This is a genomic window from Marinobacter sp. R17, assembly GCF_003789045.1.
Taxonomy (GTDB): domain Bacteria; phylum Pseudomonadota; class Gammaproteobacteria; order Pseudomonadales; family Oleiphilaceae; genus Marinobacter_A; species Marinobacter_A mangrovi.
The window spans coordinates 1-24,057 of record NZ_RHGZ01000009.1; the positions used below are offsets into that span (position 1 = coordinate 1).

Sequence of the window (24,057 nt, forward strand, 5' to 3'; positions counted from 1 at the left end):
AGGCAAGAGGATTAGCATTCATAACGACGGCGGTGAATGGGTTTTTGTTTGGTTTTTGGCGAAAGCAAACTTAACCCGTTTTACCGCCGTCTTCCTTTTCTTTTCCCGCTAATCCGCGATGAACCAAAAAAAAGGCGTTAATCCAATCGGAATAACGCCTTTCGAGAAACAGGGCTCTGACTTGATGACCCTGGAGTTTTAAGCAACACGGAACATGGAATCCAAAGGCCTGAAGTTTCAGATTCCGAGGTGAGGTTTCCCTCACCGTCGGGATCATATTAAGGGGAGTAGGGGCGTAAGCGGATCGTCCAAAGGGCGTAGTGAGGCGAATAAATTCAAATAAAGTGTGACGTACATCACAAAATAGCCGCCTTCTCAGTCCAGCAATTCCAGCTGCCGGGCCCGTGCCAGCGCCTCCGTGCGGCTTTTGACCTGGAGCTTGCCGTAGAGGTTGCGGATGTGTGCCTTGACGGTGGTGCCGGCGACATCCATGCGCAGGGCAATGTCCTTGTTGGCCAACCCTTCATTGATCAAGGCCAGCACTTCCGTTTCCCGTGCACTTAAAGGTTCGATCAGCCCGGCTGATCCCGACGATACGGCAGCATGGGTGCCCGCAACCGGCCTACTGACGGGTAACAGGTCGAGCAGGTGATCCAGGAATGTGCCGTCCACCTGTTGTCGACTCACTTGCCGCAGCAGCGTATGCACCTGCGGGCTTTCCTCGACGAACGTCCGGTAGAGCTGCTCTCGGGCGGCCCGCTTCAAGGCCTCCGACAGCACCGACAGGGCTTCCTGCGCCTTGCCTTCGGTGGCCAGCGCATCCGCATAGACGGTCAGCACTTCGATCAGGTGCTTATGGTGTTGCCCGGTTTCCGTCGACAACCGCAAGGGCGTCAGTATGGGCGTCGCCTCGTCAGACCGGCCCAGGGCAATCAGGACACGAGCGGCGGTAATGCTGTCCTGTTCGGCGTTCAGGGGGTTGCGGAAACGGTCGGGATGGCGGGTTTCCAGCCAGGCCCGGGCCGCCTCCGTCTGACCTTGAGCCAGTTGGACGCGGGCCTTGAGCGCCGCCAGGTTGGGTGGCTCGAAGACAATGTGCTCTCGGCGGCGTTCCAGCACGGACTGGGCGTCATCAAGTGCGTTGATGGCCAGCTCGTAGTCACCGCGGGTAAAGGCCAGCCGGGCGCGGGCGTACTGGATGATCACGTGCTGGCCCGGCTCGGTGCCGTTTTCCAGGTGACTCATCAGCGGCGCCAGATGGGTGTCCGCCAGTTCCAGCTCGCCCCGTTCGCGATAGATTTCGATCAGCGTACAGTTTTGCCAGCAGGAGATCAGCTTGGGCTGCTTGGGATCCGTGTAGTGGCGATCGATCCACTTGCGGATATTGACGCAGCTTTCCAGCGCCTGTTCGATCTGGCCGCGATTGAACTGGATCCAGGCCAGCAGACCACCGCTGGAAAGCACGGTGGACGGCTTGCGCTCGATCTGACCGTGGGAAACGGCCGATTGCAGCGCTTCCTCAGCGGCCGGCAAATCGCCCCGACCGAAATAATCCAGGCCTAAGCCGTAATAGGTGACCGACTTCAAAGGGATCTGGGTGTGGTCGATATCCCGCAGCACCTGCTGGGTCAGGTCGGCGGCGCTCTTGAGGTCGCTGCGGGTGCGGGCAAGGTAGGAGCGGATCAACGCAATTTCGCTCTGTAGGGCCAGCGCGCCTTCGGCATCCGGATGCGAATCGGCGACGCGGCGATCCAGCAGGTCTTCCAGACGCTCCAGCCGCGGTTCGATGGCGTCCAGTCGATTGGCAAAGAAATGACCCCAGATCTGGAGCATCGACAGCCGAGGGCTATTCTCCACGGTGCCGTCCGGCAACTTGTCGAGCCAGTCCAGCACGGGCAGGTGAAAGCCGCCATGGATCAGGTTGTTGCCGTATTGCTCGAGCACACTGGCGAGCCAGTCCCAATCCCGTAGCTGAACCAGCTGGGCGATGGCTTCCTGGATGTGGTCGTGCTCCAGGAACCAGGTGACCGCCCGGGACTGCAGGGTCTGAATGCGCTCGGGCTGGGTCTGTTGCAGACGTTGGAACAGGGCTTCCCGGAACAGGTCGTGGTAGCGGAACCATTCATCCCGGGTGTCCAGGGGAATCAGGAACAGGTTGCGCTGGCTCAGCGATTCCAGCATGGCCTGACTGTCCGACGATTCACGGACGGTGTCACACAGGGACGCGGTCAGCCGCAGGCAGCAGGCGGTGTCCAGCAAGAATGCCGCCACGTCCTCCGGTTGCTGGTCGAGAATTTCGCTGAGGATGTAATCGTTGATTTGACGCGTCGTCTCGGGCACGGGGTTCGGAGCCGCTGCGCCCTCGTGACCCACGCCGTCGCGGTGAGAGAGCGCGCTCAACTGCATGGCCGCGACCCAGCCTTCGGTTTTCTTCCAGATCCGGCGGGCTTCCGACTGGGACAGGTCCAGCGCCATGCATTCATTAAAGAAGCGTCGGCACTCGTCCTCGGAAAAGGCCAGCAGTTGCGGATGGATGTCGTCCACCCACTGGCGGACGCGCCATTTGGCAATCGGCAGATCGGGTTCGGTGCGGGAGGCCAATACGATGGTCATCCCGGGCGGCAAATAGCCGATCAGGTAGGCCAGCTGGCGGTGGATGTCCGCGTTCTGGATCTGATGGTAGTCGTCGATGACCAGGTTGAGTCCGTCGCCGGCGCCGTCCACCAGGGCGTTGATCAGGCCGGTAATGGCCCCTTCCAGTTCATGGCTGGCGTAGGTGTTGAAAGCCTTTGGACAGGATTCCAGGCCCGCAAAACCGGCATGGATCAAGGCACCAGTGACGTATTGCCAGAAGCGTCGTGGGTCGTCGTCGTTTTCATCCAGCGACAACCAGGCGACGGGTAATGTCTGATCCGCACACCATTGATTGACCAGCGTCGTTTTCCCGAAACCGGCAGGGCCAATAACCAGATTCAGACGTTTTCCGGGGCGCCGTTGAAGGATCTGCAGCAGGCGCTCGCGGCGAACGGCTCGGGCGTCGGCGGCGGGTCTCAGGAATTTGGTGGTCAGCAACATCGGGTAAGTGCGAGTCCGATTATCTGGTGAAGCATGGGCGTCCTTGAGGCCTTCGATGAGGGGGGAGGCACCTCATTCCGGCCGGTTGTCCGCGGCGAGCCGGCCAATCGGCGGGCTGAGTTACCGATTGTCGGCTCTAACGTAGGGAAGTCAAGAGGTTGCCGGGCCGGATCGCTGCGCTCAATGACCGGTGAGACCCGGAGGACGAGTGCAAGTTCCGGCAAGGGCTCAGAAGAAGGTGTATTTCAGGCCGATGGCCATCAGGATCGCGGCCAGCGTGGACTGCAGGACCCGGTTCGGCAACTTGCGGGCAATGCGGGTGCCGATCTGGATGGCCGGGATGGAGCCGATCAGCAGCGCGCCCAGCAACTGCCAGTCGATGTTGCCCAACTGCCAATGGCCCATGCCGGCAATAAACGTCAGCGGTACCGCATAGGCGAGGTCCGTACCGACGATGCGGACACCGGTCAGTCGGGGATAGAGCATCATCAGGATGGCGGTACCGAAGGCGCCAGCGCCAACGGACGACAGGGTCACGGCGACGCCCAGGAAAACGCCTGCGAGGGTCGTCAGCCCGTTGCGGTGGCGTACCAGGAAGCTGTCATCGGCTTCGATGTTGCGATGGCGCAGGATCCAGGGGCGGAAAATCAGGACCACCGAGGTCAGGATCAGCATCGTCCCGAGCATGGACACCAGCAGGTTGCGGTAGTCTTCCGGATTCGTGAAGAAGTGCGACAGGATCACGATCGACAGCAGAGAAGCCGGCACACAACCCAGCAGCAACCGACGCACGATCGGCCATTCGATGGTCTTCTGCCGGTGATGGGTAAAGACGCCGGTGCCCTTGGTAATGGCGGCGTAGATGAGATCGGTGCCGATCGCGATGTGGGGTGGGAAACCGAACATCAGCAGCAGGGGCGTCATCAGAGACCCGCCACCAACGCCGGTGAGGCCGACGGCTAGACCGACACCCGCACCCGCAAGAATATAAAAGACGATATCCATAAATTTTGATCTACACTGAAATCCGTGAGCCGTCGAAATACCAGCAGAACCGGCAGCGCTGGTGGCCTGAATAAACCGCGATAATAAATGGGAAAAGTCGCCGCCGGTAAATCCATTGCAGCCAGAGGTTTCCAACTGTAGACCTTTGGATCTATTCTTAAAAAGAATTATTACTTATATTTTTATGCGAATAATAACGACGATGGAGCGAGACGGTCGATGAAATTACAGCAGCTGCGCTACATCTGGGAGGTGGCGCATCATGATCTGAATGTGTCCGCAACGGCCCAGAGCCTGTTTACTTCACAGCCCGGTATCTCCAAACAGATCCGTCTGCTTGAGGATGAGCTGGGCGTGGAAGTCTTTGCCCGCAGCGGCAAACACCTGACGCGCATCACCCCGGGCGGTGAAACCATCATCCGTGAAGCCGGGGAAATCCTGCGACGGGTGGAAGGCATCAAGAAGATCGCCCAGGAGTTCAGCAACCAGCGCAAAGGCGACCTGAGCATTGCGACCACGCATACCCAGGCCCGTTATGCCTTGCCGCCGGTGATCCGCGGCTTTATCGAGTCCTTTCCCGAAGTGTCCCTGCACATGCACCAGGGGACGCCCATGCAGATCTCGGAAATGGCCGCCAACGGGGCCGTGGATTTTGCCATTGCCACGGAAGCGCTGGAGCTGTTCAATGATCTGATCATGATGCCGTGCTACCGCTGGAACCGGAGCATTATCGTGCCCCGGGACCATCCGCTGACCCAGTGCCGGCCGTTGACGCTGGAAGCGGTCGCGGAATACCCGATCGTGACCTACGTGTTCGGCTTTACCGGTCGTTCGCGCCTGGACGAAGCCTTCCAGACGCGGGGGTTGACCCCGAAGGTTGTCTTCACCGCGGCGGATGCGGATGTGATCAAGACCTACGTCCGGCTCGGTCTGGGCGTTGGCATCATCGCCAGCATGGCCTTCGATGAGAAAACGGACAGCGACCTGGTGGCCCTCGACGCCCGGGACCTGTTTGCGCCCAGCATCACCAAGATCGGTTTCCGCAAGGGCACCTTCCTGCGGGGGTACATGTACGATTTCATCGAGCGCTTCGCGCCGCACCTGACCCGGGAGATGGTGGACGAGGCGACGCACCAGTCGAGTCGTGCGGATGTGGAGGCGTTGTTCGAAGGGATTGAGCTACCAACGCACTAGCCGTTGGCAATGGTTCAAACAAAGAAGGCGGGGTTACATTCCCGCCTTCTTTCGTTAAACGCGCCAGAGAAGGAGGATTGCGATTACTTGGCGCTGGTAATCAGGTTGCCCGCGTGCAGACCGCATTCCTTGTGGGTGGCTTCTTCCCACCACCAGCGACCTTCGCGTTCATGCTGGCCAGGCAGCACCGCGCGGGTGCAGGGCTGGCAACCAATACTGACGAACCCTTTCTCGTGCAATTCGTTGTAGGGCGCTTCCGTCATGCGGATGTAGTCCCACACGTCCTTGGACGTCCAGTTGGCCAGCGGATTGAATTTAACCAGCTGTTTTTCCGGGGTGGAGAACGCATCGTCAATTTGCACTACCGGTACATCGTTACGCGTGCCCGGGCTCTGGTCCTTGCGCTGTCCGGTGATCCAGGCATCCACGGTAGCCAGCTTGCGGCGCAGCGGATTGACCTTACGAATGCCGCAGCATTCCTTGTGGCCATCCTCGTAGAAGCTGAACAGGCCCTTCTTGGAAACCAGTTCCTCCACTTCGGCCGCGTCGGGGAAGAGGATCTCGATATCGATGTTGTAGTGCTTGCGCACCTTTTCGATAAACGCATAGGTCTCGGCATGGAGCCGGCCGGTGTCCAGCGTGAACACCTTCAGGTTATCGGTCAGCTTGCTGGCCAGCTCAATCAGCACCACGTCTTCAGCCCCGCTGAAGGACACAGCGATCGAATCGTAGCTCCCCAGCGCGTGCTTCAGGATAGCGCGCGGTGATTGGTCGCTCAGTCTCTCATTCAGTTCTTTTATGGATTCCATCATAGTTATCGTGTCAGTAGATGTGCCAAGAACATACCACCAGGGCCGGTCAATCAAAAGTAACCAGCTTTCATAAGGTTATATCCGCGATGCAATTCCTGTCGCATTTTCATATGATAGGGCCCGCTCCGGTGCCGGATGTTGATGAGTCGAAGGTGCGTCGGAAGTAACCGTTTTGAACCGTAGCCCGTGATGGGCTGATGACCGAATTGAAAGAGGAGTGTCTTGTGGAGCTTGCCTGCCTGGATCTTGAAGGGGTGCTGATCCCCGAAATCTGGATCGCCTTCGCCGAAAAAACCGGCATCGAAGAACTGAAGGCGACCACCCGGGACATTCCCGATTACGACGTGCTCATGCAACAGCGCCTGCGCCTGCTGGATCAGCACGGCTACGGCCTGCCGGAAATCCAGGAAGTCATCGGCACCCTCGATCCGCTACCGGGCGCGCGTGAGTTCGTCGATTGGCTACGTGAGCGTTTCCAACTGGTGATCCTCTCCGACACCTTCTATGAATTCGCCATGCCGCTGATGGCCAAGCTGGGTCATCCGACGCTGCTGTGTCACAAGCTGGAAGTGGACGACAAAGGCCGGATCACAGATTACCTGCTGCGCCAGAAAGATCCCAAACGCCAGTCCGTGCGGGCGTTCCAGCTCCTGAACTACCGAGTGATCGCAGCGGGTGATTCCTACAACGACACCACCATGCTGAAGCAGGCGGAAGCCGGCATCCTGTTCCACGCGCCGCAGAACGTGATCGACGAGTTCCCGCAGTTCCCGGCCGTCCATAACTACGACGACCTGCGCGAGAAGTTCCTGGAACTGAGCGAGCGCTACTGAGTTCGCTTAGAGATTTTCCAGCGTCTGCATCAGGCGCTGGACCTTGGTAACTGACTCCGCAAACTCGTCCGTCGGGTCGGAGTCAGCCACAATCCCACCGCCACCCCAGCAACTGATCCGACCATCGGGCTCAGCCAACAGCGTGCGGATCGCAATGTTGCTGTCCAGCGTTCCGTCATTCCCGATCGAAAACACACTGCCGCAGTAAGGGCCGCGCGCGCTCGGTTCCAGTTCGTCGATGATTTCCATGGCACGGCGTTTGGGTGCACCGGTAATCGAACCGCCTGGAAACGCGGAGAGCAGGGCATCGAAGGCGAGCGTGCCTGGTTTCAATTCGCCGGTAACAGTGCTGACCAGTTGATGGACGTTGCGGAAGCTTTCGATCTCAAACAGCTTCGGGACCCGAACGGAGTGGGGCGCGCAGAAGCGGGAGAGGTCGTTGCGGATCAGGTCGACAATCATCAGGTTCTCGGCACGGTCCTTTTTGCTGGCCGCCAATTCATCCCGGTGACGGGTATCTTCCTGCGCCGACTCTCCGCGAGGGCGTGTTCCCTTGATGGGCTTGCTCTCAACCTGCCCGTCGCGAATCTTCAGGTAGCGTTCGGGCGAAATACTGAGCACCTGATAACGCCCCGTATCGACATAGGCCGCGTGCGGAACGGGAATGGCCTGCAGCAAGGTTTGATAGGCCGCAAACGGTTGCCCTTCAAAAGCCGCCGTGAACTGCTGCGCGTAGTTGACCTGGTAGCAATCGCCGGCGTGTATGTATTCGAGTATGCGTTTGATCGCGTTGGAGTAAGTTGCCGGATTTTGTTGCGGGGTAAAGGGCGCGTTCAATTTAAACTCGGGTTCAGCCCGATTCGCAGGTAATTGCCCTTCAAGAATGGGTTGCAACTGCTCAAGTGTCTTGGCGGAACATTGGCGATCCATCAGCAGCGTTGCCGGTTCATCAGTGTGTGCCGGGAGATTCAACGCCCAGTCGTAGCAGCCCACCCAGCCTGTATCGGGCAGAGAATCGGACCGTTGTCGAGCGCGAAACCCCGGCACGGTCATAACACCCGCATCGTAATTCAAAACGCCAACCAGTCCGCCGCTGAAACCGTCTGTAACAGCTTCCTGTTCTTTACCGCTGGAAAAGTCGGCTTCCGTTTGGCGGATTTCACCGACAACGTCTGTCCAGGCTTTCGGATCCCGGGGCAACACCCAGCTCCTGATTGGCCACGCAGATATAAAGGAAGAACCATCCGGCCGGGCAACGTGACAGAAGCCCGCCTGGGTTGAGAAGTGATTCACCCAAAGTGCCGCATGTTTGGCAGAAACTGTAAATGCTTTGGGGGATGATGGCACGCTGAACCTGTCGTAAGTGGAGACCATGTATGAGCAAGAATCCGCGAGTATATCGCAGTGGCTTCTGTGTTTTCCCCCGCAGCAGCAAACTCGTTCGCTATTTTTTTCTAAAATCTATAGTTCTCTTTTTATTGGCATTGGTGAGTTTCTCAAGTGGTGCTAATGCCACTGAGCAGAGGGCAAACCTTTCCGACGAGCAAATGAAAGGCTTCATTCAGGATCAGTTCGAGGCAATGTATGACAAAGCGCTAAAAAATGTAGCTCCTCGTCTAGAGAACGGTGAGTCTGTAAAGGCATTTGCGGTAGTCGCTGACAAGGCTAGCAATATGCGCATAGTGAGAATCAAACAAATTGAAGAGATGCCGCCTGCTATGGCGCTGGAAGTCATGCGCCGCAGCCTCCGCGTTTTAGTAGGTAAGGGCGACGTGGGTGCGACCTGCCTAGTTTACATCGCCGACAACCCGAACAAAGATTCAAATGCAAAGTACGTCCTCGTGGCCGAAATGGAGCATATCTTTGGGCCGACGCTGGCCCAGATCACCCCATACACGGATATTGACGGAAATACGAAATTTGGAGAGCCAGTCGTGGTTGAGTCAAAGCCATCAATCTTTAGGTATAAAAAAGAAGACGGAAAAGCGGGCAACGATGCGGGTCAACAAAAGTCATCTGAGAATTATTGAAATGTCCGACAATATGATTATCTAGACTGTGAATGTGGTCACGGAAGACTCAGTCCATCCCAACTAAATTGGCAACTGTGCGGAAACAAAACGAAACAATCCGCATTGGAACAACAACAATTTTCCGTTAAGGAGAACACTATGAAAGGCCTGAAGAAACTTGTACTTGCGACAGCTGTAGCTGCCGCCCCTTTCGCCGCTCAAGCAGAGCTGAAAGCCATGAACGACGGCGCTATGGGTAACGTCACCGGTCAGGCCGGTGTAAGTATCGAACTTCAAACTGAGGTCAGTGTTGGCGAATTCCGCTACACAGACGAAGGTACCTTTGCGGTAAGCGGTATCCAAATTGGTGGTGCATCTTACGATGCGACAAGTGGTGTCAGTCAGGGCTCAGTGACTGGCGCTCTTGATGATCTGTTGATCGATATCGACGTTGAAGCTGATGGCGACGCTGTGATTGACGTCCATAGTGTCAGTGGCTTGCCGATCGACTACGGTGTCGCGGTCAACGAAGTGTGGCTGGACGCAGACCAGCTCGGCGCACGTGCTGAAAGTGATACTTCTACATTGCTGGCCAGTAACATCAGCATGACGGGTGACCTTGGTCAGCTGAAAATGCGCGTCGACACTTTGACTGACGATTTGCAGATTGGTCTGGCGTTCAATATCCGTGATATGGATATGGACATCGACTTCTTGGGTGTTGGCATTCGTGATATGAAATTGATGGGTGCTACTTATTTCGAGTCCGGCGCTGGAAGCACGGCTTTTGACCCTGCAGCATCTGATCCTACTGCTGAATTCAATCGTGTCTTCGCTCAGGCTCAGATCAATATCGGTAAGGGTGCAAACGCTGCCGGCACTGATGCGCTGGCGATCAGCATCCCGAGCTTTGTTGCAGATATCGAAGTAGGCCAGACCCTCATCGGTGGTACCAATATCGGTGAAATTCAGTTGGATAACCTGCAACTGACGAATACCAGCATGGTTGTATACGGTCATTAAACAGACCTAAGACTCTGGTACGAAAAACGCCCCGGTCAACATGCCCGGGGCGTTTTTTTGACTACCGATAAAGCTATGTTGAAGCTAATAGGCGAATGCTTATGACAGTGAACAGAAAACAATGTAAAGAATGGTTGATTAGAGATTAGTCAGCCCGGGGCCCAATAACTACTGCGCATCCGGCACTGGAATAGAAAGATCAAACCCACCCCCAGCCCGCGGCGTCAGCACAATCCCCGCCTCATTAATCGACTGCGGCACCTGAATCTGATCCACACCTGGCACGTTACCAATCGAGAAATTTACGTTCTCCCCATCGAAACCCAGGCTGAGCTGATCGTTCAGGAAGCTTTGCGTGAAGGGCTCATCCGGAATCTGTACCTGGCGGCCATAAACAAGCGTCGGAACGGACGGAATGATGTAAGGTGCCGGCTGTGTCTTTTCCACCTGGTCCAGGGGAAAGAGCAGGGTGCGGCGAATAAATTCCTGCTCGGCGTTGGCCAGGGCCGTTTCTTCATCCTCATCACGGGTTTTGCGCATGATGTAGGCTTCGGCCTGTTCATCGGATTCGAGGATGGCCGGTTCGCCCGGGGAAATGGTGAGCGAGCGGATCACCCGCTGTTTCTCTTCCTCGGATTTCTGCCGGGCCCGCGGTACGACGATAATCGCGGAATCCTCGATGTACGTATCCACCATCTCGTCGGAGGTCATGGACTCGACGCCAGCCCAGGCAGGCAGCGTCACGGCGCCGGCAACGGCGGTCGCCAATAGTGTGCGGGTTAACATTGCGGGCTCCTCTGGGGAGAAACAGGACGTCCTCTGGTAGAGTATTTGAGGTGGAACGGGTGTTTTCAAGCGGTTTTTGGTGAATATGTGACCACGTTTGTGCTGCGGAGCCGGGATTTCTGAGCGAATGATAAAAAGTCTACGACAACGCTGGCGCCGCTGGGTGAATCGTCGGATTCCCCGGGCGGACGAGCAGACGTTCACCCAGAACAACATCTTTATCCTGCCCTCCGGTGCCGGCGTGGTGTTCGGCGCGTTGCTGGTCATCATGCTGCTGACCGGCATCAACTATCAGAACAGCCTGATTTACCTGCTGACGTTCGTGCTTGGGGCCATTTTCGTGGCGGCCATGCACCAGACCCATCGCAATCTGGCGGGCATTCAGTTGGCTTTGGTCAGCGCTGGCGAAGCCTATCCGGGCAGCCTGATCGTTTTCCGTCTGCGAGCCAGCGCTAAGCAGCAGTCGTTCAGCGTTCTTTTGCAATCGGATCCGGCATCGCCTGTCCGCATCGATGTCGGGCCGGATGGCCCCGTGGAATTTGAGTTGACCGCCACCGCCCGTCGGCGCGGACCGGTGTTGTTGCCGGATATCCGTGTGGAGACCCGGTTCCCATTCGGGCTGCTGACCGCCTGGTCCTGGATGCGTCTGCACAGTCCGGGCCTGTGTTATCCGAAGCCGGTAACGCCCCCTTACGATGCCGGGGGCGATGACGAAGGCGACACGGCACAATCAAAAAAGGCCGCCGACCCGGACCATGCGGATATCCGCCCCTGGCGTCAGGGCGATCTGAGTCAACGGGTACTCTGGAAGCGCTATGCCCGCACCGGGGATATGGTGATTGCGGAATGGGAAGGCGAGCAGGGCAATCCGGTGTGGCTGGACTTCGACGCCTTTCCCGGCGCGGACCGGGAGCTGCGACTGAGTTATCTGGCCGCCCTGGTGGAAGCTCGCAGTCATACCCATCAGCCCTACGGATTGCGGTTGCCGGGGTTAAAGATTGATCCGGATGCGGGACCGGTACACCGACAGCAGTGCCTGCATGCGCTGGGTACTTTTGGCTTCGAAATCCCGGCAACCCGTGTGGATTCCGGTGCTTCCGGCAGCGCCCAATACGCTGGAGGCGCCGCATGACAGAGGCGTCGTCAAAAAGCACCATTCCTTCCAAGGCGCTGGTCTGGTTACTGGTGAGTTTTGGGTTGCTGCTGATTCCGCAATGGGATCGTTTGCCGCCCTGGCTGATCGCCGCCTGTTCGGTATTGGCGCTCTGGCGCTGGCTTGGGCAAAGCGGCCGGCTCAGCCTCCCGGGCCGGTGGTTACGGTTGGTGATCATGCTGGGCCTGATAGGGGCCTACGTGGCCACGGTTCATGGACGATTCACGGTCGAGACGGCGGCGTCTTTCTTTGTATTGGCGGTCGGCCTCAAGTGGCTGGAAACCCGGACACCCCGGGATTTCTACGTCCTGTTCTTTATTCTCTGCTATCTGGCCGCGGTGAATTTCCTGTTCCAGCAGGGCGTGTTCTGGTCGGTGCTTAACCTGGCCGCCACCTTTGTTCTGCTCGTCGGCTTGCAGGTCCTGAACGCGCCGCAGGCACCGAACGCCCTGAAGGCCGGCTGGAAGCGCCTTGGCGGTTTGCTGCTGAAAACGCTGCCGCTGGTCGTCCTGTTATTCATCTTTTTTCCCCGCATGGCGCCCCTGTGGAGTGTGCCTTTGGTGTCCGGACAGGCGAAGACGGGCCTCTCGGATCAGATGGAGCCCGGGAGCATCTCCAGTCTGGCGCAGAGTAGCGAGCGGGCTTTCCGCGTGACCTTCGGCGGGGTGATGCCGCCGCCGCGGGAGCGCTATTGGCGCGCCCTGATCCTGGACCGATTCGATGGCGGGAAGTGGGAGCAGTGGCAGCCGGACGCCCGTCAGCCAGCGGGTCGCGTGCTGTCCGATGGCGGCGTCGGAGCGCTCAAGCCGAATGAGTACGACATTCTGATGGAGCCGACCTACCAGCGCTGGGCGTTTGCGCTGGACGATTCCCGGGCGGTTTCCCGGAACGTGGAGGAGACCGCCAATGGACTGTTCCGTTTCCGTCGTCCGGCGGATACGGCCGTGCGCTACCGGTTGGCGCGGACGGACCCGGAATCCGATGTGCAAGCGCTGTCCCAGCTCGATCGACAGCGCTACCTGCACCTGCCGCCGCAGGGTAATCCTCGGGCGCGCGCATTGGCGCAATCGTTACGTCAGGAGCACGATTCGGATCGGGGTTTCGTAAACGCCATCTTGCAGCGATTCCGAAATCAGGCCTACTTCTACACGCTAAGACCACCCAAAATGCCGGAAAACAGCATTGATACGCTGTTGTTCGAGGCCAAGCGGGGTTTCTGTGCGCACTACGCGTCGGCTACGGCCTTCCTGCTGCGGGCGGCGGGCATTCCGGCGCGCATTGTTATGGGCTACCAGGGCGGCAGTCCCGGCGAGGATGGCCGGTATCTGATCGTTCGCCAGTACGATGCCCACGCCTGGGTGGAAGCGTGGCTGCCGGATCGGGGCTGGGTCCGGGTGGATCCTACCGCGGCGATCTCGCCGGCGCGCATCGAGTCCGGCCTGCGCGAAGCCGTCGCCGATGAAGGATCCTTCCTGGAGAATGAGTGGGTGTCACCGGCCAAATACGGCGATATCGCCCTGGTTCAATGGATGTCCCTGAAGCTGGATGCCATCAACTACCAGTGGCAGCGCTGGGTGGTGGGCTACCAGGGGCAGACCCAGATGAACTTGATGTCCCATTTGCCGGGCAACCTGTCGCTGCGGGATCTGGGGTATCTGTCTGCCGGGTTGGTGGGCGTGGCGGTGTTGCTGGCGGCTGCGTGGTCACTCTGGCGCCAGCGCAGTGGCCAATCAGCGGATCCGGTGCAGCGGCTGTTCAACGACTGGCTCCGGCTGTTGAGGCGCCAGGGCATGGAGCCCCGGCCCGCCCGGACGCCTCTTGAGCTGGCAGCACAAGCGGCCAAAGCGGACCCGGAACGCGCCCGCATGCATCTGGCTTTTGCCCGGGCGGTCAACAATCACTATTATGGCTCGGGTTCATTCACTCCCGAAGATCGGCGCCGGTTGCGTTTCCTGTTGCGGCAGTTGCGGCGCTGATGCTGATCTCTTATTGCGGAACTGGTCGGAGAATGCCTTGTCCTCGTCGATAACCTCCATGCCCTGGCTGACAGATGCCTGGTCCCGGCTGGCCGAGCGCTGGCTCAGCGGACGTCTGCCCCATGCAATCCTGCTGGAGGGGCCGGACGGCATTGGCAAAGCGGTGTTCGCCCGGGATCTGGCGCAACGATTGGTCTGCGAAGGCGCCGGCGAGGCAATCCAGGCTTGTGGGCACTGCAAGCAATGTGAGCTGGTCGCTGCCGGCACCCATCCGGACATCCGCACCTACCAGCCGGAAGATTCCAAGGTCATCAAGGTGGATCAGGTGAGGGCGCTGGGCGAGTTCGCGGTGGCCTCTCCCCAGGTGGCGCACCATAAGGTGATCGTCCTCGACAGTGCCGACCAGCTGAACATCAACGCGGCCAACGCGCTGCTCAAGACGCTGGAGGAGCCCAACCGGGACGTGACGCTGATTCTCCTCCAGCAATCCGGGCGCCCGCTGTTGCCGACGATTCGTTCCCGTTGTCAGTCGGTGCTGCTGGCAGGCCCGTTACAGGAACAGGCTGAGACCTGGCTGGCGTCGGAGGTGGCTGGCGACGAGGCCCAGCAAGCGGATGCCGAAACACAGGCGCGGGCGTTGCGACTGGCCAGTGGCGCGCCGGTACGTGCGTTGACGTTCCTGGCGCAGGGGCATGTCGAGGCGGTTGACCAGTGTCAGGAGGATTTCCGGCAGTTCCTCAAATCCAAACGGGCGCCCGAGGACGCCGCCAAGCCCTTCGTCAAACTGGGGCTGGAGACCACGCTGGGTCTGATGGAGCGCTGGGCGGCCGATCTGGCCCGGATCAGCGTTGGAGGCACACCGGAGAATCCGGAAGTGGCCGATATCCTGGGGTATCTGGCCAAGCAGAACCCGCCCCATCGGGCGCACGACATTCTCTCGCACATTGCCGAAGTGCGCGCAGGTCTGACGTACAACCTGAATGCAGAGCTGGAAACCGAACGCCTGCTGCTGCACTGGCTTGACCTGATGCCAAGGCGACGGGCGAGTTAGCGACGGTGAGGCCGGAGTCGTCAAAAAGCGGCACGGACGGTGCTCCGACACTTCGCCACCTGCTAACATTAAGGTAAATTTAGGGATTCAGGCTCTGTCAGCAGGCGGAGCCCCAAGCAACAAGGGTGATTTATGGGTCCAGGTTTTGGCGCGCGCAGCGGTATTCTGACACTCACCATCAAGGACAAGGCCGTGCTCTACGCGGCGTATATGCCCTTTATCAAGGATGGTGGGCTGTTTATTCCCACCCAGAAGCAGTATCAACTGGGTGACGAAGTGTTCCTGCTGCTTAACCTGATGGATGAGCCCGAGAAGATACCGGTTGCCGGGAAAGTGGTCTGGATTACCCCCAAGGGCGCGCAAGGCAACCGCGCTGCGGGGATCGGTGTCCAGTTCAATGGCGACGACGAAAGTGCCAAAAACAAGATTGAGGCCTATCTGGCCGGCGCGCTGGGTTCCGATCGACCCACGCACACCATGTGACGGCGGTGAGCGGCATGAACACGTCCGTTGACATCGAGCCGTCGACCTCTCGCAGTAGCGAGACCCTTGCGCCTCAGGAAGCCGAGTGGCCGTTGGACGATCTGGTTCTGCGTGGGCTGACCTGGTCCCGGGCGGATACCGGAAAGGCCTCTCCACCGATCCTCGGCTTGCATGGCTGGCTGGACAACGCCGCGACATTCAGCCGGATCGCCCCGGCGCTGAGTCGGCTTCATCCCTTTTATGGCATCGATTTCGCTGGGCATGGGCACTCGGACCATCGCGGTGCCGGGCAATCCTATCCGCTGCTGGACTATGTGAAGGACGTTGCCGGCCTGATTGAGCGTCATTTTCAGGAGCCGGTCATCATCATCGGCCATTCGCTTGGTGGTATCGTGGGCTCGCTCTATGCCGCGACCTTCCCGGAGCGGGTCGATCGACTGGTCATGATCGACAGTCTGGGCCCGCTGACCCAATCGCCGGAAAGCGGGCCTGAGCAACTGCGCAAGGGGATCCGTAAGCATCTCCGCGGTTCTGGCGCGGCCATGACCTACGGCAGCGTCGACGATGCAGCCCGGATTCGGGCCGGCGGGCTCAGTCCGTTGTCGGCGGAGGCGGCCGGCTTGCTCGTGCCACGCAATCTTCGGTCGGTTGAAGGCGGGTACCAGTGGCGTACGGATTCCAGATTGCGCTATCCCTCCCTGAGTCGGCTCGACGAAGCGCAGGTGGCCGGGTTTCTGCAGGCCATTGAAGCGCCGGCGCTGTTCGTCCGCGCCCAGGAGGGCCTGCTGGGCGGCCGGGACAGCTGGCGCAAACGCATCGATCTGATTGCTCAACTGCAGGAAGCCGTTGTGCCGGGCTCCCATCATTGCCATCTGGATGGCGACGTCGAGCCGGTGATCGATGCCATCAAGACGTTCCTGACATCATGATCCGGCCTCTGATGTTCCGGCTGGCGGCCATTATGGCGGTCCTGGTGTCGGCTGCGGCCACCGCGGCCCCCCTCAAAGTGTTTCCGATGGCGTCGGTGGAAAGCGACGTCACCATCAAGGCGCCGAACCATCACGTGTTGCTCAGTCCGGTCCGGGAAGTCAATGACGAGATCCGCGCCGATCGGCAGCTTCGTCTGGATGTGGTCGGACACGGCCGTTTGATGGAAATCGACCTGGATTCGTCGCTGGAGCGGGTGGAAGAGTTCTATCGGGAGGCGATGGCCCAGCGCAGCGGGCGAACGCTGTTTACCTGCCGGGGTCGCGATTGTGGCCGCAGCAACGTCTGGGCCAACCGGATTTTCCATCAGGCCACGCTGTACGGGCGCGACGAGGACCAGAGCTACGCGGCCTATTCCTATCGTGATGACGACGGCCAGCTGCAACTGGTGTTGTTGTACAGCATTACCCGGGGCAACCAGCGGGATTATGTCTGGCTGGAAGAGCTGGCGGTCCAGGACGAGTCCGAGGTGGCCAACCTGTCACCGGATGCCGGGCGTATACTGGGCCCATTGCAAGTCGCCTGGTCGGGCAGCGTCACCTACCGCTTCGACTGGGACGCCGAGACCCGGGAAAAACTCGTTGGTTGGGCGGGCAATCCCGGTGCCACCGTCATGATTGTCAGCCACGTCGTACTCGGCATGAACGAGACCGTGAAGGAGGCGCTTGAACGGTCGGCCAAGGTCGCGGATACCATGCAGGCGCTGCTGGAGAAGCTGGGCATCCCCCGCGAGCAGCAGTTGCTGATCAATGCCGGCCCGGCGCAGTCCGCCATCCAGTCGGCCCGCAGTGCCGGTAACCGCCTCGAAATTGTCGTAATCAAGGATGTGGCATCCGCAGGAGGATAGACCCGATGCCGTCAGAGCAGCCATCGACCCCGAAAACCGAACGCCCCCGCCGGACCTGCGCCCTTGTGCTGGGCAGCGGTGGAGCCCGTGGCTATGCCCATATCGGTGCGATCGAAGTTCTTGAAGAGCGCGGCTACGACATCATTGCGATAGCCGGCTGTTCCATGGGGGCGCTGATTGGCGGCGTCTATTCGGCCGGCCAGATGCAGGCCTATAAGGATTGGGTCACCGGCCTTAAACAGTTCGACGTGCTCAAGCTGCTTGACGTGTCCCTGTCACCCGCGGGGGCCATTCGGGGCGACAAGGTGTTTTCCGTGGTGCGGGATATGATTGGCGACACCCGTATCGAAGATCTCCCCGTGGCATTCACCGCCGTCGCTACGGATCTTCTGGCGCATAAGGAGATCTGGTTCCAGGAAGGCTCGTTGCACCAGGCCATTCGCGCCTCCATCGCCATTCCCAGCGTGGTTACGCCGGTTGTCCTGAACGGGCGGGTGCTCGTCGACGGAGCCCTGTTGAACCCGCTGCCCATTATCCCCACCATCGCGGCCCATGCGGACTACATCTTTGCGGTTAATCTGGCCGGTGAAGATCGCAGCACGTACCGGTTGCCGGACGACATCTACAACGAAACCGGCGAGCATGATTTCGACGACTGGGTGGACCGCATGCGCACGAAGGCCTCACGCTGGTTTGACTGGGATCTCCTACGCTCTTTTGGAGGCAAGGGATCGGCCGATGCCGAACCGACCGGCGAAGCCCGGGAAGAGATGGCGGAGGAAGTCTCCGACGACGCTGACACGATGGAGGACGGTACCGAAACCATCGCCTGGGACAAGCTGGGGATCGGCAAGTTCGACATCATGAACATGACCATCGAAACCATGCAGAGCGCGCTGATCCAATACAAGATCGCCGGCTATCCACCGGATATGTTGGTGAACGTGCCCAAGGACGCCTGCCGCACCTACGACTATCACAAGGCGCCGGAGATGATTCAGTTAGGGCGTGAGCGCATGGAGCAGGCACTGGATCGTTTCGAGAACGAGGAAGCCAGTTCCGGTCTGCTGTCTCCATAGCGGTATTGGACGCCACAAATCCCTGCAAACCTGCGTATAATGCAGGCTTTCCATTTTATGTGTGTCCAAGGAACTGTGCCTGGTGTCCCAAGAGCCTGCTGACCAACTGTTTACGATTCGCGACCTGCTGCGTTATGTCACGTCCCGGTTTGCCGGATCGGATATTTTTTACGGCCACGGTACCGACAACGCCTGGGACGAAGCCGTCCACCTCGTGCTGCGCAGCGTCAACCTACCTCTCGAAAACAACACGGTGTTCCTGGACGCCCGACTGACCCGTGAAGAGCGCGCCCTGATTCTGGAGCGGATGGAACAGCGGATTGATGAGCGGGTCCCCGTGGCGTATCTGCTGGGGGAAGCCTGGTTCATGGGCCTGCCGTTTCATGTGGACAATCGGGTGCTGGTGCCGCGCTCGCCGATTGCCGAGTTGATTCAGCAGGGATTCCAGCCCTGGCTGGCGGACAAGCCGGTACACCGCATTCTGGATCTGTGCACCGGCAGCGGCTGCATCGGTATTGCCGCGGCGACGGTCTTTGATGACGCCGAGGTCGATCTTGCCGATATCTCGGAAGAGGCGCTGGATGTGGCCCGCAGTAACATCGACCTGCACGGTCTGGGACATCGGGTGAGGGCGGTTCACTCCGATGTGCTGGATCAGGTGGAGGGGCGTTACGATCTCATCGTCAGCAACCCGCCCTATGTGGACGCGGAAGATCTGGCGGATATGCCGGACGAGTTCCAGTACGAGCCGGAACTGGGCCTGGCGGCCGGTGATGACGGTCTGGATATCGCCTATCGCATTCTGGAAAAAGCCCGCGATCACCTGACCGAGAACGGTCTGCTGGTGGTCGAAGTGGGCAACAGCTGGGTGGCGTTGCAGCAGGCGCGGCCGGATATCCCGTTCACCTGGATCGAGTTTGAGCAGGGCGGCGATGGCGTCTTCGTGCTGACCCGCGAAGACCTGGAAACTATTTGAAGATTCACTGATAAGAACCTGATCTATGTCTGGAAATACGTTTGGAAAGCTGTTCACGGTCACCACATTTGGTGAAAGTCACGGCCAGGCGCTGGGCGCGATTGTCGATGGCTGTCCGCCGGGACTGTCGCTGACAGAAGCAGACCTGCAGCGCGATCTGGATCTGCGTAAGCCGGGCACCTCCCGTCACACCACGCAGCGTCGCGAGCCGGATGAGGTGCGGATCCTGTCCGGAGTGTTCGAAGGCAAGACCACGGGCACGCCGATTGGCCTGCTGATCGAAAACACCGACCAGCGTTCCAAGGACTATTCCAAGATCAAGGATCAGTTCCGCCCAGCCCACGCCGACTATACCTATATGCACAAGTACGGTGTGCGGGACTACCGTGGTGGTGGTCGTTCCTCGGCACGGGAAACCGCTATGCGAGTGGCGGCGGGGGCGATTGCCCGTAAATTCCTGGAAGAGCGACTGGGCATCCGCGTGCGCGGGTATCTGTCCCAGCTGGGACCCATTGTCATCGACAAACTGGACTGGTCCCAGGTGCACGAGAACCCGTTCTTCTGCCCGGATGCCGATCGCATCCAGGAGCTCGAAGATTACATGGACGCCCTCCGTAAGGAAGGCAACTCCATCGGCGCCCGCATCAACGTGGTGGCCGACGGCGTACCGCCGGGGCTGGGCGAGCCGATCTTCGACCGTCTGGATGCGGATCTGGCCCACGCGCTGATGAGCATCAACGCCGTCAAGGGCGTGGAGATCGGTGCCGGTTTTGGTTCGGTGACCCAGAAGGGTACGGAGCACCGTGACGAGCTCACGCCGGAAGGCTTCCTGTCCAACAACGCCGGCGGCGTGCTGGGCGGCATCAGTTCCGGTCAGCCGATTCTCGCAAGCATTGCCCTCAAGCCCACATCCAGCTTGCGGCTCCCGGGCCAGAGCATCGATGTTCACGGCAACCCGGTGGAAGTCGTGACGACCGGACGGCACGACCCCTGTGTCGGTATCCGCGCAACGCCAATCGCCGAAGCCATGATGGCCATCGTGCTGATGGACCACTATCTGCGTCACCGTGCCCAGAACGGTGATGTCCGTGTCGATACGCCGGATATCGAGAAAGGGCGCAGCCGGGATTGAATCCGGGACGGAAATAGGCGGGAGCAGCTATCTACTGGCGTCTGTCCAACCTTTATTTCTGGTTCTTTGCGCTGTTGGGCGCAATGTTGCCGTACTGGTCCCTGTATCTGGAAGATCGGGGATTCAGCTACCTGCAGATTGCCGCCCTGATGGCGACCATCCAGCTCACCAAGATCGTTGCGCCCAACGTCTGGGGCTGGCTCGGCGACCGCACCGGTCAAAGGGTGCGATTGGTCCGTCTGGGGTCAGTGGTCGGGGCCATCTGCTTTACCGGCGTTTTTCTGGAGCCGGGCTTCTATGGCCTGATGCTGGTGATGCTGGCGTTCACCTTCTTCTGGAACGCCATCCTTCCGCTTTATGAAGTCATTACCCTGCAGGGACTGGGAAAGGACCGGGCGCGGTACGGGCGCGTCCGGCTTTGGGGGAGCGTCGGCTTTATCGCCTCGGTGGCGCTCGTAGGGCTGATCCTCGAGTATCTTCCCCTTGAATGGCTTCCGGCCATCCTGATGCCGCTGTTCTTCGGGATTGCGGTTGCCGCTTTCTGCGTGCCGTCCCGGCAGGGCCAGATCCGCCCGCAAACGGAACCCGGCGGCCTGCGGGCGATCGTGATGCAATCGACGGTCCTCGCGTTTTTCGCCATGAATTTCCTGCTGCAGGTCTCTCATGGCGCCTACTACACGTTTTTCAGCATTCACCTGGAAAGCCTGGGCTACGACAAGTTCAGTGTCGGACTGCTCTGGTCGCTGGGGGTGGCCGCCGAGATCGTGCTGTTCATCGTGATGCATCGGGTGTTTCGACGGTATTCGGCACGGACCATCGCAATTGGCGCGCTGGTCCTGACCGGCCTGCGCTGGATGCTGATCGCCGAATATTCGGCGGATGTCCCCATCCTCGTGTTTGCCCAACTGCTGCACGCGGCCTCGTACGGGGCGCTACACGCGGTGTCGGTCAACTACATCCACAGCTATTTCGGCCATCAGCACCACGGTCAGGGGCAGGCCCTCTACAGTGGGCTGACCTACGGCGCCGGGGGCGCGGTGGGCGCCTGGCTGTCCGGTCTGCTGGTCGAATGGCAGGGAACGGCACTGGCGTTCTGGGGAAGTGCTGTCGCGATCGGGATGGCGCTGATGATCGCTGCCATCTGGCTGCGATCGCCGCCTGAGTATGCCGACGCTCACTAATGCAGCTCTCGCGCAATGTCGAGCAGCGCCTCCGCCGCGGGGCTCAGGCTGCGCCCTTCCAGGCCAATACCCCCGAGCATTCGTGACACCTCATGCCGAATCGGCAGCACCGTCAGGCTGTTATCCACCATACTGCGCGGCAGGACACTCCAGCCCAATCCCACGCTGCTCATCATCTTGATGGTTTCCAGGTAGTTGGTGGGCATCTGCAATCGGAGCGTGAGGTTTTCGGCCATGAACAATCGGCTGATGACGCGATAGGTGGCGGTTTTTGTATCGGGCAGCAGCGCATCGTAGCGGGCCAGGTCACTCAGCTCCGGCTGCGGCATACTCGCGAGCGGATGAGTGGTGCCGGCGACGAATACCATGGGATCCTCCCATTGCGCCTTGATGTCGAACTGACGATCCATGGCATCGCTCAGGGTGACAAAGGCCAGTTCACACGTCCGGCGCTTCAGATGGTCGAAGGCGCTTTCCGAATCCATGAACTGCAATTCCAGGGTGACGTCCGGATAGTCCCGGTTGAAGCGGCGCAACCAGGCCGGGAGGTGGTGCAGGCCTATATGGTGGCTGGCGATGACCGGCAGCCGCCCACCAATCCGGCCGGTGGTGGCTGACAGATCGAGCCGGGCGTTGTGGAGTTCATCCAGGATGCGGCGCGCGTAGGGCAACAATCGCCGGCCGGATTCGGTCAGGCTGAAGCTGCGTTGCCCTCGCTCGACCAGCGGCGCGCCCAGCTGGTTTTCCAGGGAGGCGAGGCGCTTGCTCACGGCCGGCTGGGTCAGGTGGAGCGCCTCGGCCGCCTCGGAAAAGGATTGATGGTCCACGATCGCGACGAAGGCGGACAGCGCCTGGGTATCCATGGTGGGGCATGCCTCTTTGTCGATTCTCCGTTATCGAATTCCTATATGGAATGCGATCTATAAATAACATGAATTGAGGTTATCATAGTCGCGGCGTTATCATGAATCATCAATAACGATGACCTGATGAGAAGCGATGTTTACATCGCGGTTGAGGGAGGCCCCATGGCTGGAAAGACCTTGTACGATAAATTGTGGGACGATCACCTGGTGAAGCAGCGCGACGACGGTTCTGCGCTGATCTATATCGATCGTCATCTGCTGCACGAAGTCACATCGCCCCAGGCCTTTGAAGGTCTGCGCATTGCCGGCCGCCGCCCCTGGCGTCTGGACGCCAACCTGGCCACGCCGGACCATAACGTTCCGACCACCGACCGCGACCGTGGCATCGACGGCATCGTCGATCCGGTCTCCCGCATCCAGGTGGAAACCCTCGACAAGAACTGCGATGAGTTCGGCATCCTGGAATTCAAGATCAAGGATCAGCGCCAGGGCATCGTTCACGTCATCGGGCCGGAGCAGGGTGCGACGTTGCCGGGTATGACCATCGTGTGTGGTGATTCCCACACCTCGACCCACGGTGCATTCGGCACGCTGGCGCACGGCATCGGCACGTCGGAAGTGGAGCACGTGCTGGCGACCCAGTGCCTGGTCCAGAAGAAGATGAAGAACATGCTGGTCAAGGTGAACGGCAAGCTGGGTCCCGGTGTGACGGGCAAGGACGTCGTGCTGGCCATTATCGGCAAGATCGGCACCGCCGGCGGTACCGGTTATGCGATCGAATTCGGCGGTGAGGCAATCCGCGATCTGTCCATGGAAGCGCGGATGACCATCTGCAACATGTCCATCGAAGCCGGCGCCCGGGTGGGTATGGTGGCGGTCGACGACACCACCATCAACTACGTCAAAGACCGTCCCTATGCGCCGAAAGGCGATCAGTGGGAAGCCGCAGTTGCCGCCTGGAAGAACCTTCACAGCGATGCGGATGCCGAGTTCGATAAAGTGGTTGAGCTGGACGGTGCCGACATCATGCCGCAGGTCACCTGGGGCACGTCACCGGAGATGGTCACCGGCGTTGACGGTCAGGTCCCGGATCCTGACAAGGAAGCGGATCCGATCAAGCGCGAAGGCATCGTACGTGCGCTTCAGTACATGGGGCTGAAGCCGAACATGCCGATTTCCGAGATCAAGCTGGACCGGGTGTTTATCGGCTCCTGCACTAACTCCCGCATTGAGGATCTGCGCGAGGCGGCGGCCGTGGTCAAGGGCCGTAAGGTGTCACCGTCGCTCAAGCAGGCGATGGTCGTACCGGGCTCCGGACTCGTCAAGACTCAGGCCGAGCAGGAAGGCCTGGACAAGATCTTCATCGAGGCGGGTCTGGAATGGCGGGATCCGGGCTGCTCCATGTGTCTGGCCATGAACGCCGACAAGCTGGGCCAGGGTGAGCATTGCGCGTCCACGTCCAACCGGAACTTCGAGGGACGGCAGGGCTTCGGCGGCCGGACCCACCTGGTCAGTCCGGCGATGGCAGCCGCTGCGGCGATTGCCGGTCATTTCACCGACGTTCGTGAATTGGTTCACTAAGGAGC

Annotated in this window: 21 protein-coding genes; 15 read left to right on the forward strand and 6 right to left on the reverse strand. The window is 59.8% G+C overall.

Annotation, left to right across the window (positions count from 1 at the left end; genetic code table 11):
• Positions 1 to 375: 375 nt before the first annotated feature.
• Together EB809_RS08375 and EB809_RS08380 are read right to left on the reverse strand one after the other, a co-directional pair.
• Positions 376 to 3,075: a LuxR C-terminal-related transcriptional regulator gene (locus EB809_RS08375; RefSeq protein WP_123634370.1), complete on the reverse strand. Its 2,700-nt coding sequence runs from the start codon at positions 3,073 to 3,075 to the stop codon at positions 376 to 378.
• A 228-nt stretch (positions 3,076 to 3,303) separates the two neighbouring features.
• Positions 3,304 to 4,080: a sulfite exporter TauE/SafE family protein gene (locus EB809_RS08380; protein ID WP_123634371.1), complete on the reverse strand. Its 777-nt coding sequence runs from the start codon at positions 4,078 to 4,080 to the stop codon at positions 3,304 to 3,306.
• 219 nt (positions 4,081 to 4,299) lie between these two features.
• Between EB809_RS08380 and cysB the strand changes: the two genes are divergently transcribed.
• Positions 4,300 to 5,274, forward strand: a complete 975-nt coding sequence (gene cysB, locus EB809_RS08385; RefSeq protein WP_123634372.1) for an HTH-type transcriptional regulator CysB — start codon at positions 4,300 to 4,302, stop codon at positions 5,272 to 5,274.
• A gap of 83 nt (positions 5,275 to 5,357) precedes the next feature.
• Here the strand turns inward: cysB and EB809_RS08390 are convergent, their stop codons facing one another.
• On the reverse strand, positions 5,358 to 6,083 hold the full coding sequence (locus EB809_RS08390) for a phosphoadenylyl-sulfate reductase (RefSeq protein WP_123634481.1): 726 nt from the start codon (positions 6,081 to 6,083) through the stop codon (positions 5,358 to 5,360).
• A gap of 227 nt (positions 6,084 to 6,310) precedes the next feature.
• On the opposite strand from EB809_RS08390, the gene thrH reads away from it, so the two are divergent.
• Positions 6,311 to 6,919, forward strand: a complete 609-nt coding sequence (gene thrH, locus EB809_RS08395) for a bifunctional phosphoserine phosphatase/homoserine phosphotransferase ThrH (protein WP_123634482.1) — start codon at positions 6,311 to 6,313, stop codon at positions 6,917 to 6,919.
• A 6-nt stretch (positions 6,920 to 6,925) separates the two neighbouring features.
• Here the strand turns inward: thrH and pabB are convergent, their stop codons facing one another.
• Positions 6,926 to 8,293, reverse strand: coding sequence for an aminodeoxychorismate synthase component I (pabB, locus tag EB809_RS08400; protein WP_123634373.1), 1,368 nt, complete (start codon positions 8,291 to 8,293; stop codon positions 6,926 to 6,928).
• Between the two features lie 2 nt (positions 8,294 to 8,295).
• Between pabB and EB809_RS08405 the strand changes: the two genes are divergently transcribed.
• Both EB809_RS08405 and EB809_RS08410 read left to right on the forward strand, forming a co-directional pair.
• Positions 8,296 to 8,949 (forward strand): hypothetical protein, encoded by a 654-nt coding sequence (locus tag EB809_RS08405; RefSeq protein WP_223807880.1) that lies wholly within the window; start codon positions 8,296 to 8,298, stop codon positions 8,947 to 8,949.
• A gap of 141 nt (positions 8,950 to 9,090) precedes the next feature.
• A complete protein-coding gene (locus tag EB809_RS08410) occupies positions 9,091 to 9,954 on the forward strand; it encodes a DUF6160 family protein (protein ID WP_123634374.1) in 864 nt (287 codons plus the stop codon).
• 168 nt (positions 9,955 to 10,122) lie between these two features.
• On the opposite strand, the gene EB809_RS08415 is transcribed toward EB809_RS08410, so the two are convergent.
• Positions 10,123 to 10,740: a hypothetical protein gene (locus tag EB809_RS08415; protein ID WP_123634375.1), complete on the reverse strand. Its 618-nt coding sequence runs from the start codon at positions 10,738 to 10,740 to the stop codon at positions 10,123 to 10,125.
• Between the two features lie 127 nt (positions 10,741 to 10,867).
• Here EB809_RS08415 and EB809_RS08420 point away from each other — a divergent pair, with 127 nt between their 5' ends.
• The 10 genes from EB809_RS08420 (at position 10,868) to EB809_RS08465 (ending at position 21,605) form a co-directional block, all read left to right on the forward strand.
• Entirely contained in the window at positions 10,868 to 11,872 is a 1,005-nt protein-coding gene (locus tag EB809_RS08420) for a DUF58 domain-containing protein (RefSeq protein WP_123634376.1), read from the forward strand.
• A complete protein-coding gene (locus tag EB809_RS08425) occupies positions 11,869 to 13,869 on the forward strand; it encodes a DUF3488 and DUF4129 domain-containing transglutaminase family protein (RefSeq protein WP_123634377.1) in 2,001 nt (666 codons plus the stop codon). The genes EB809_RS08420 and EB809_RS08425 overlap by 4 nt, the downstream gene beginning before the upstream one ends.
• Before the next feature lie 37 nt (positions 13,870 to 13,906).
• A complete protein-coding gene (gene holB / locus EB809_RS08430; RefSeq protein ID WP_317848712.1) occupies positions 13,907 to 14,920 on the forward strand; it encodes a DNA polymerase III subunit delta' in 1,014 nt (337 codons plus the stop codon).
• A gap of 132 nt (positions 14,921 to 15,052) precedes the next feature.
• A complete protein-coding gene (locus EB809_RS08435) occupies positions 15,053 to 15,403 on the forward strand; it encodes a PilZ domain-containing protein (protein ID WP_123634379.1) in 351 nt (116 codons plus the stop codon).
• A gap of 14 nt (positions 15,404 to 15,417) precedes the next feature.
• Positions 15,418 to 16,332 carry an alpha/beta fold hydrolase gene (locus EB809_RS08440; RefSeq protein WP_123634380.1) on the forward strand — a complete coding sequence of 305 codons (915 nt, stop codon included), beginning with the start codon at positions 15,418 to 15,420 and terminating at the stop codon, positions 16,330 to 16,332.
• On the forward strand, positions 16,329 to 17,237 hold the full coding sequence (locus EB809_RS08445) for a DUF4892 domain-containing protein (protein WP_123634381.1): 909 nt from the start codon (positions 16,329 to 16,331) through the stop codon (positions 17,235 to 17,237). The genes EB809_RS08440 and EB809_RS08445 overlap by 4 nt, the downstream gene beginning before the upstream one ends.
• A gap of 5 nt (positions 17,238 to 17,242) precedes the next feature.
• The gene (locus EB809_RS08450; RefSeq protein WP_123634382.1) at positions 17,243 to 18,316 is read left to right on the forward strand and encodes a patatin-like phospholipase family protein; all 1,074 of its coding nucleotides are present in this window, start codon (positions 17,243 to 17,245) and stop codon (positions 18,314 to 18,316) included.
• 82 nt (positions 18,317 to 18,398) lie between these two features.
• A complete protein-coding gene (gene prmB, locus EB809_RS08455; protein WP_123634383.1) occupies positions 18,399 to 19,292 on the forward strand; it encodes a 50S ribosomal protein L3 N(5)-glutamine methyltransferase in 894 nt (297 codons plus the stop codon).
• Between the two features lie 25 nt (positions 19,293 to 19,317).
• Positions 19,318 to 20,424 (forward strand): chorismate synthase, encoded by a 1,107-nt coding sequence (aroC, locus tag EB809_RS08460; RefSeq protein ID WP_123634384.1) that lies wholly within the window; start codon positions 19,318 to 19,320, stop codon positions 20,422 to 20,424.
• Between the two features lie 41 nt (positions 20,425 to 20,465).
• Positions 20,466 to 21,605, forward strand: coding sequence for an MFS transporter (locus tag EB809_RS08465; RefSeq protein ID WP_223807887.1), 1,140 nt, complete (start codon positions 20,466 to 20,468; stop codon positions 21,603 to 21,605).
• On the opposite strand, the gene EB809_RS08470 is transcribed toward EB809_RS08465, so the two are convergent.
• Positions 21,602 to 22,468: a LysR family transcriptional regulator gene (locus tag EB809_RS08470; RefSeq protein ID WP_123634386.1), complete on the reverse strand. Its 867-nt coding sequence runs from the start codon at positions 22,466 to 22,468 to the stop codon at positions 21,602 to 21,604. The two genes, EB809_RS08465 and EB809_RS08470, sit on opposite strands and share 4 nt — an antisense overlap.
• 165 nt (positions 22,469 to 22,633) lie before the next feature.
• On the opposite strand from EB809_RS08470, the gene leuC reads away from it, so the two are divergent.
• On the forward strand, positions 22,634 to 24,052 hold the full coding sequence (gene leuC / locus EB809_RS08475) for a 3-isopropylmalate dehydratase large subunit (protein ID WP_123634387.1): 1,419 nt from the start codon (positions 22,634 to 22,636) through the stop codon (positions 24,050 to 24,052).
• Positions 24,053 to 24,057: the final 5 nt, after the last annotated feature.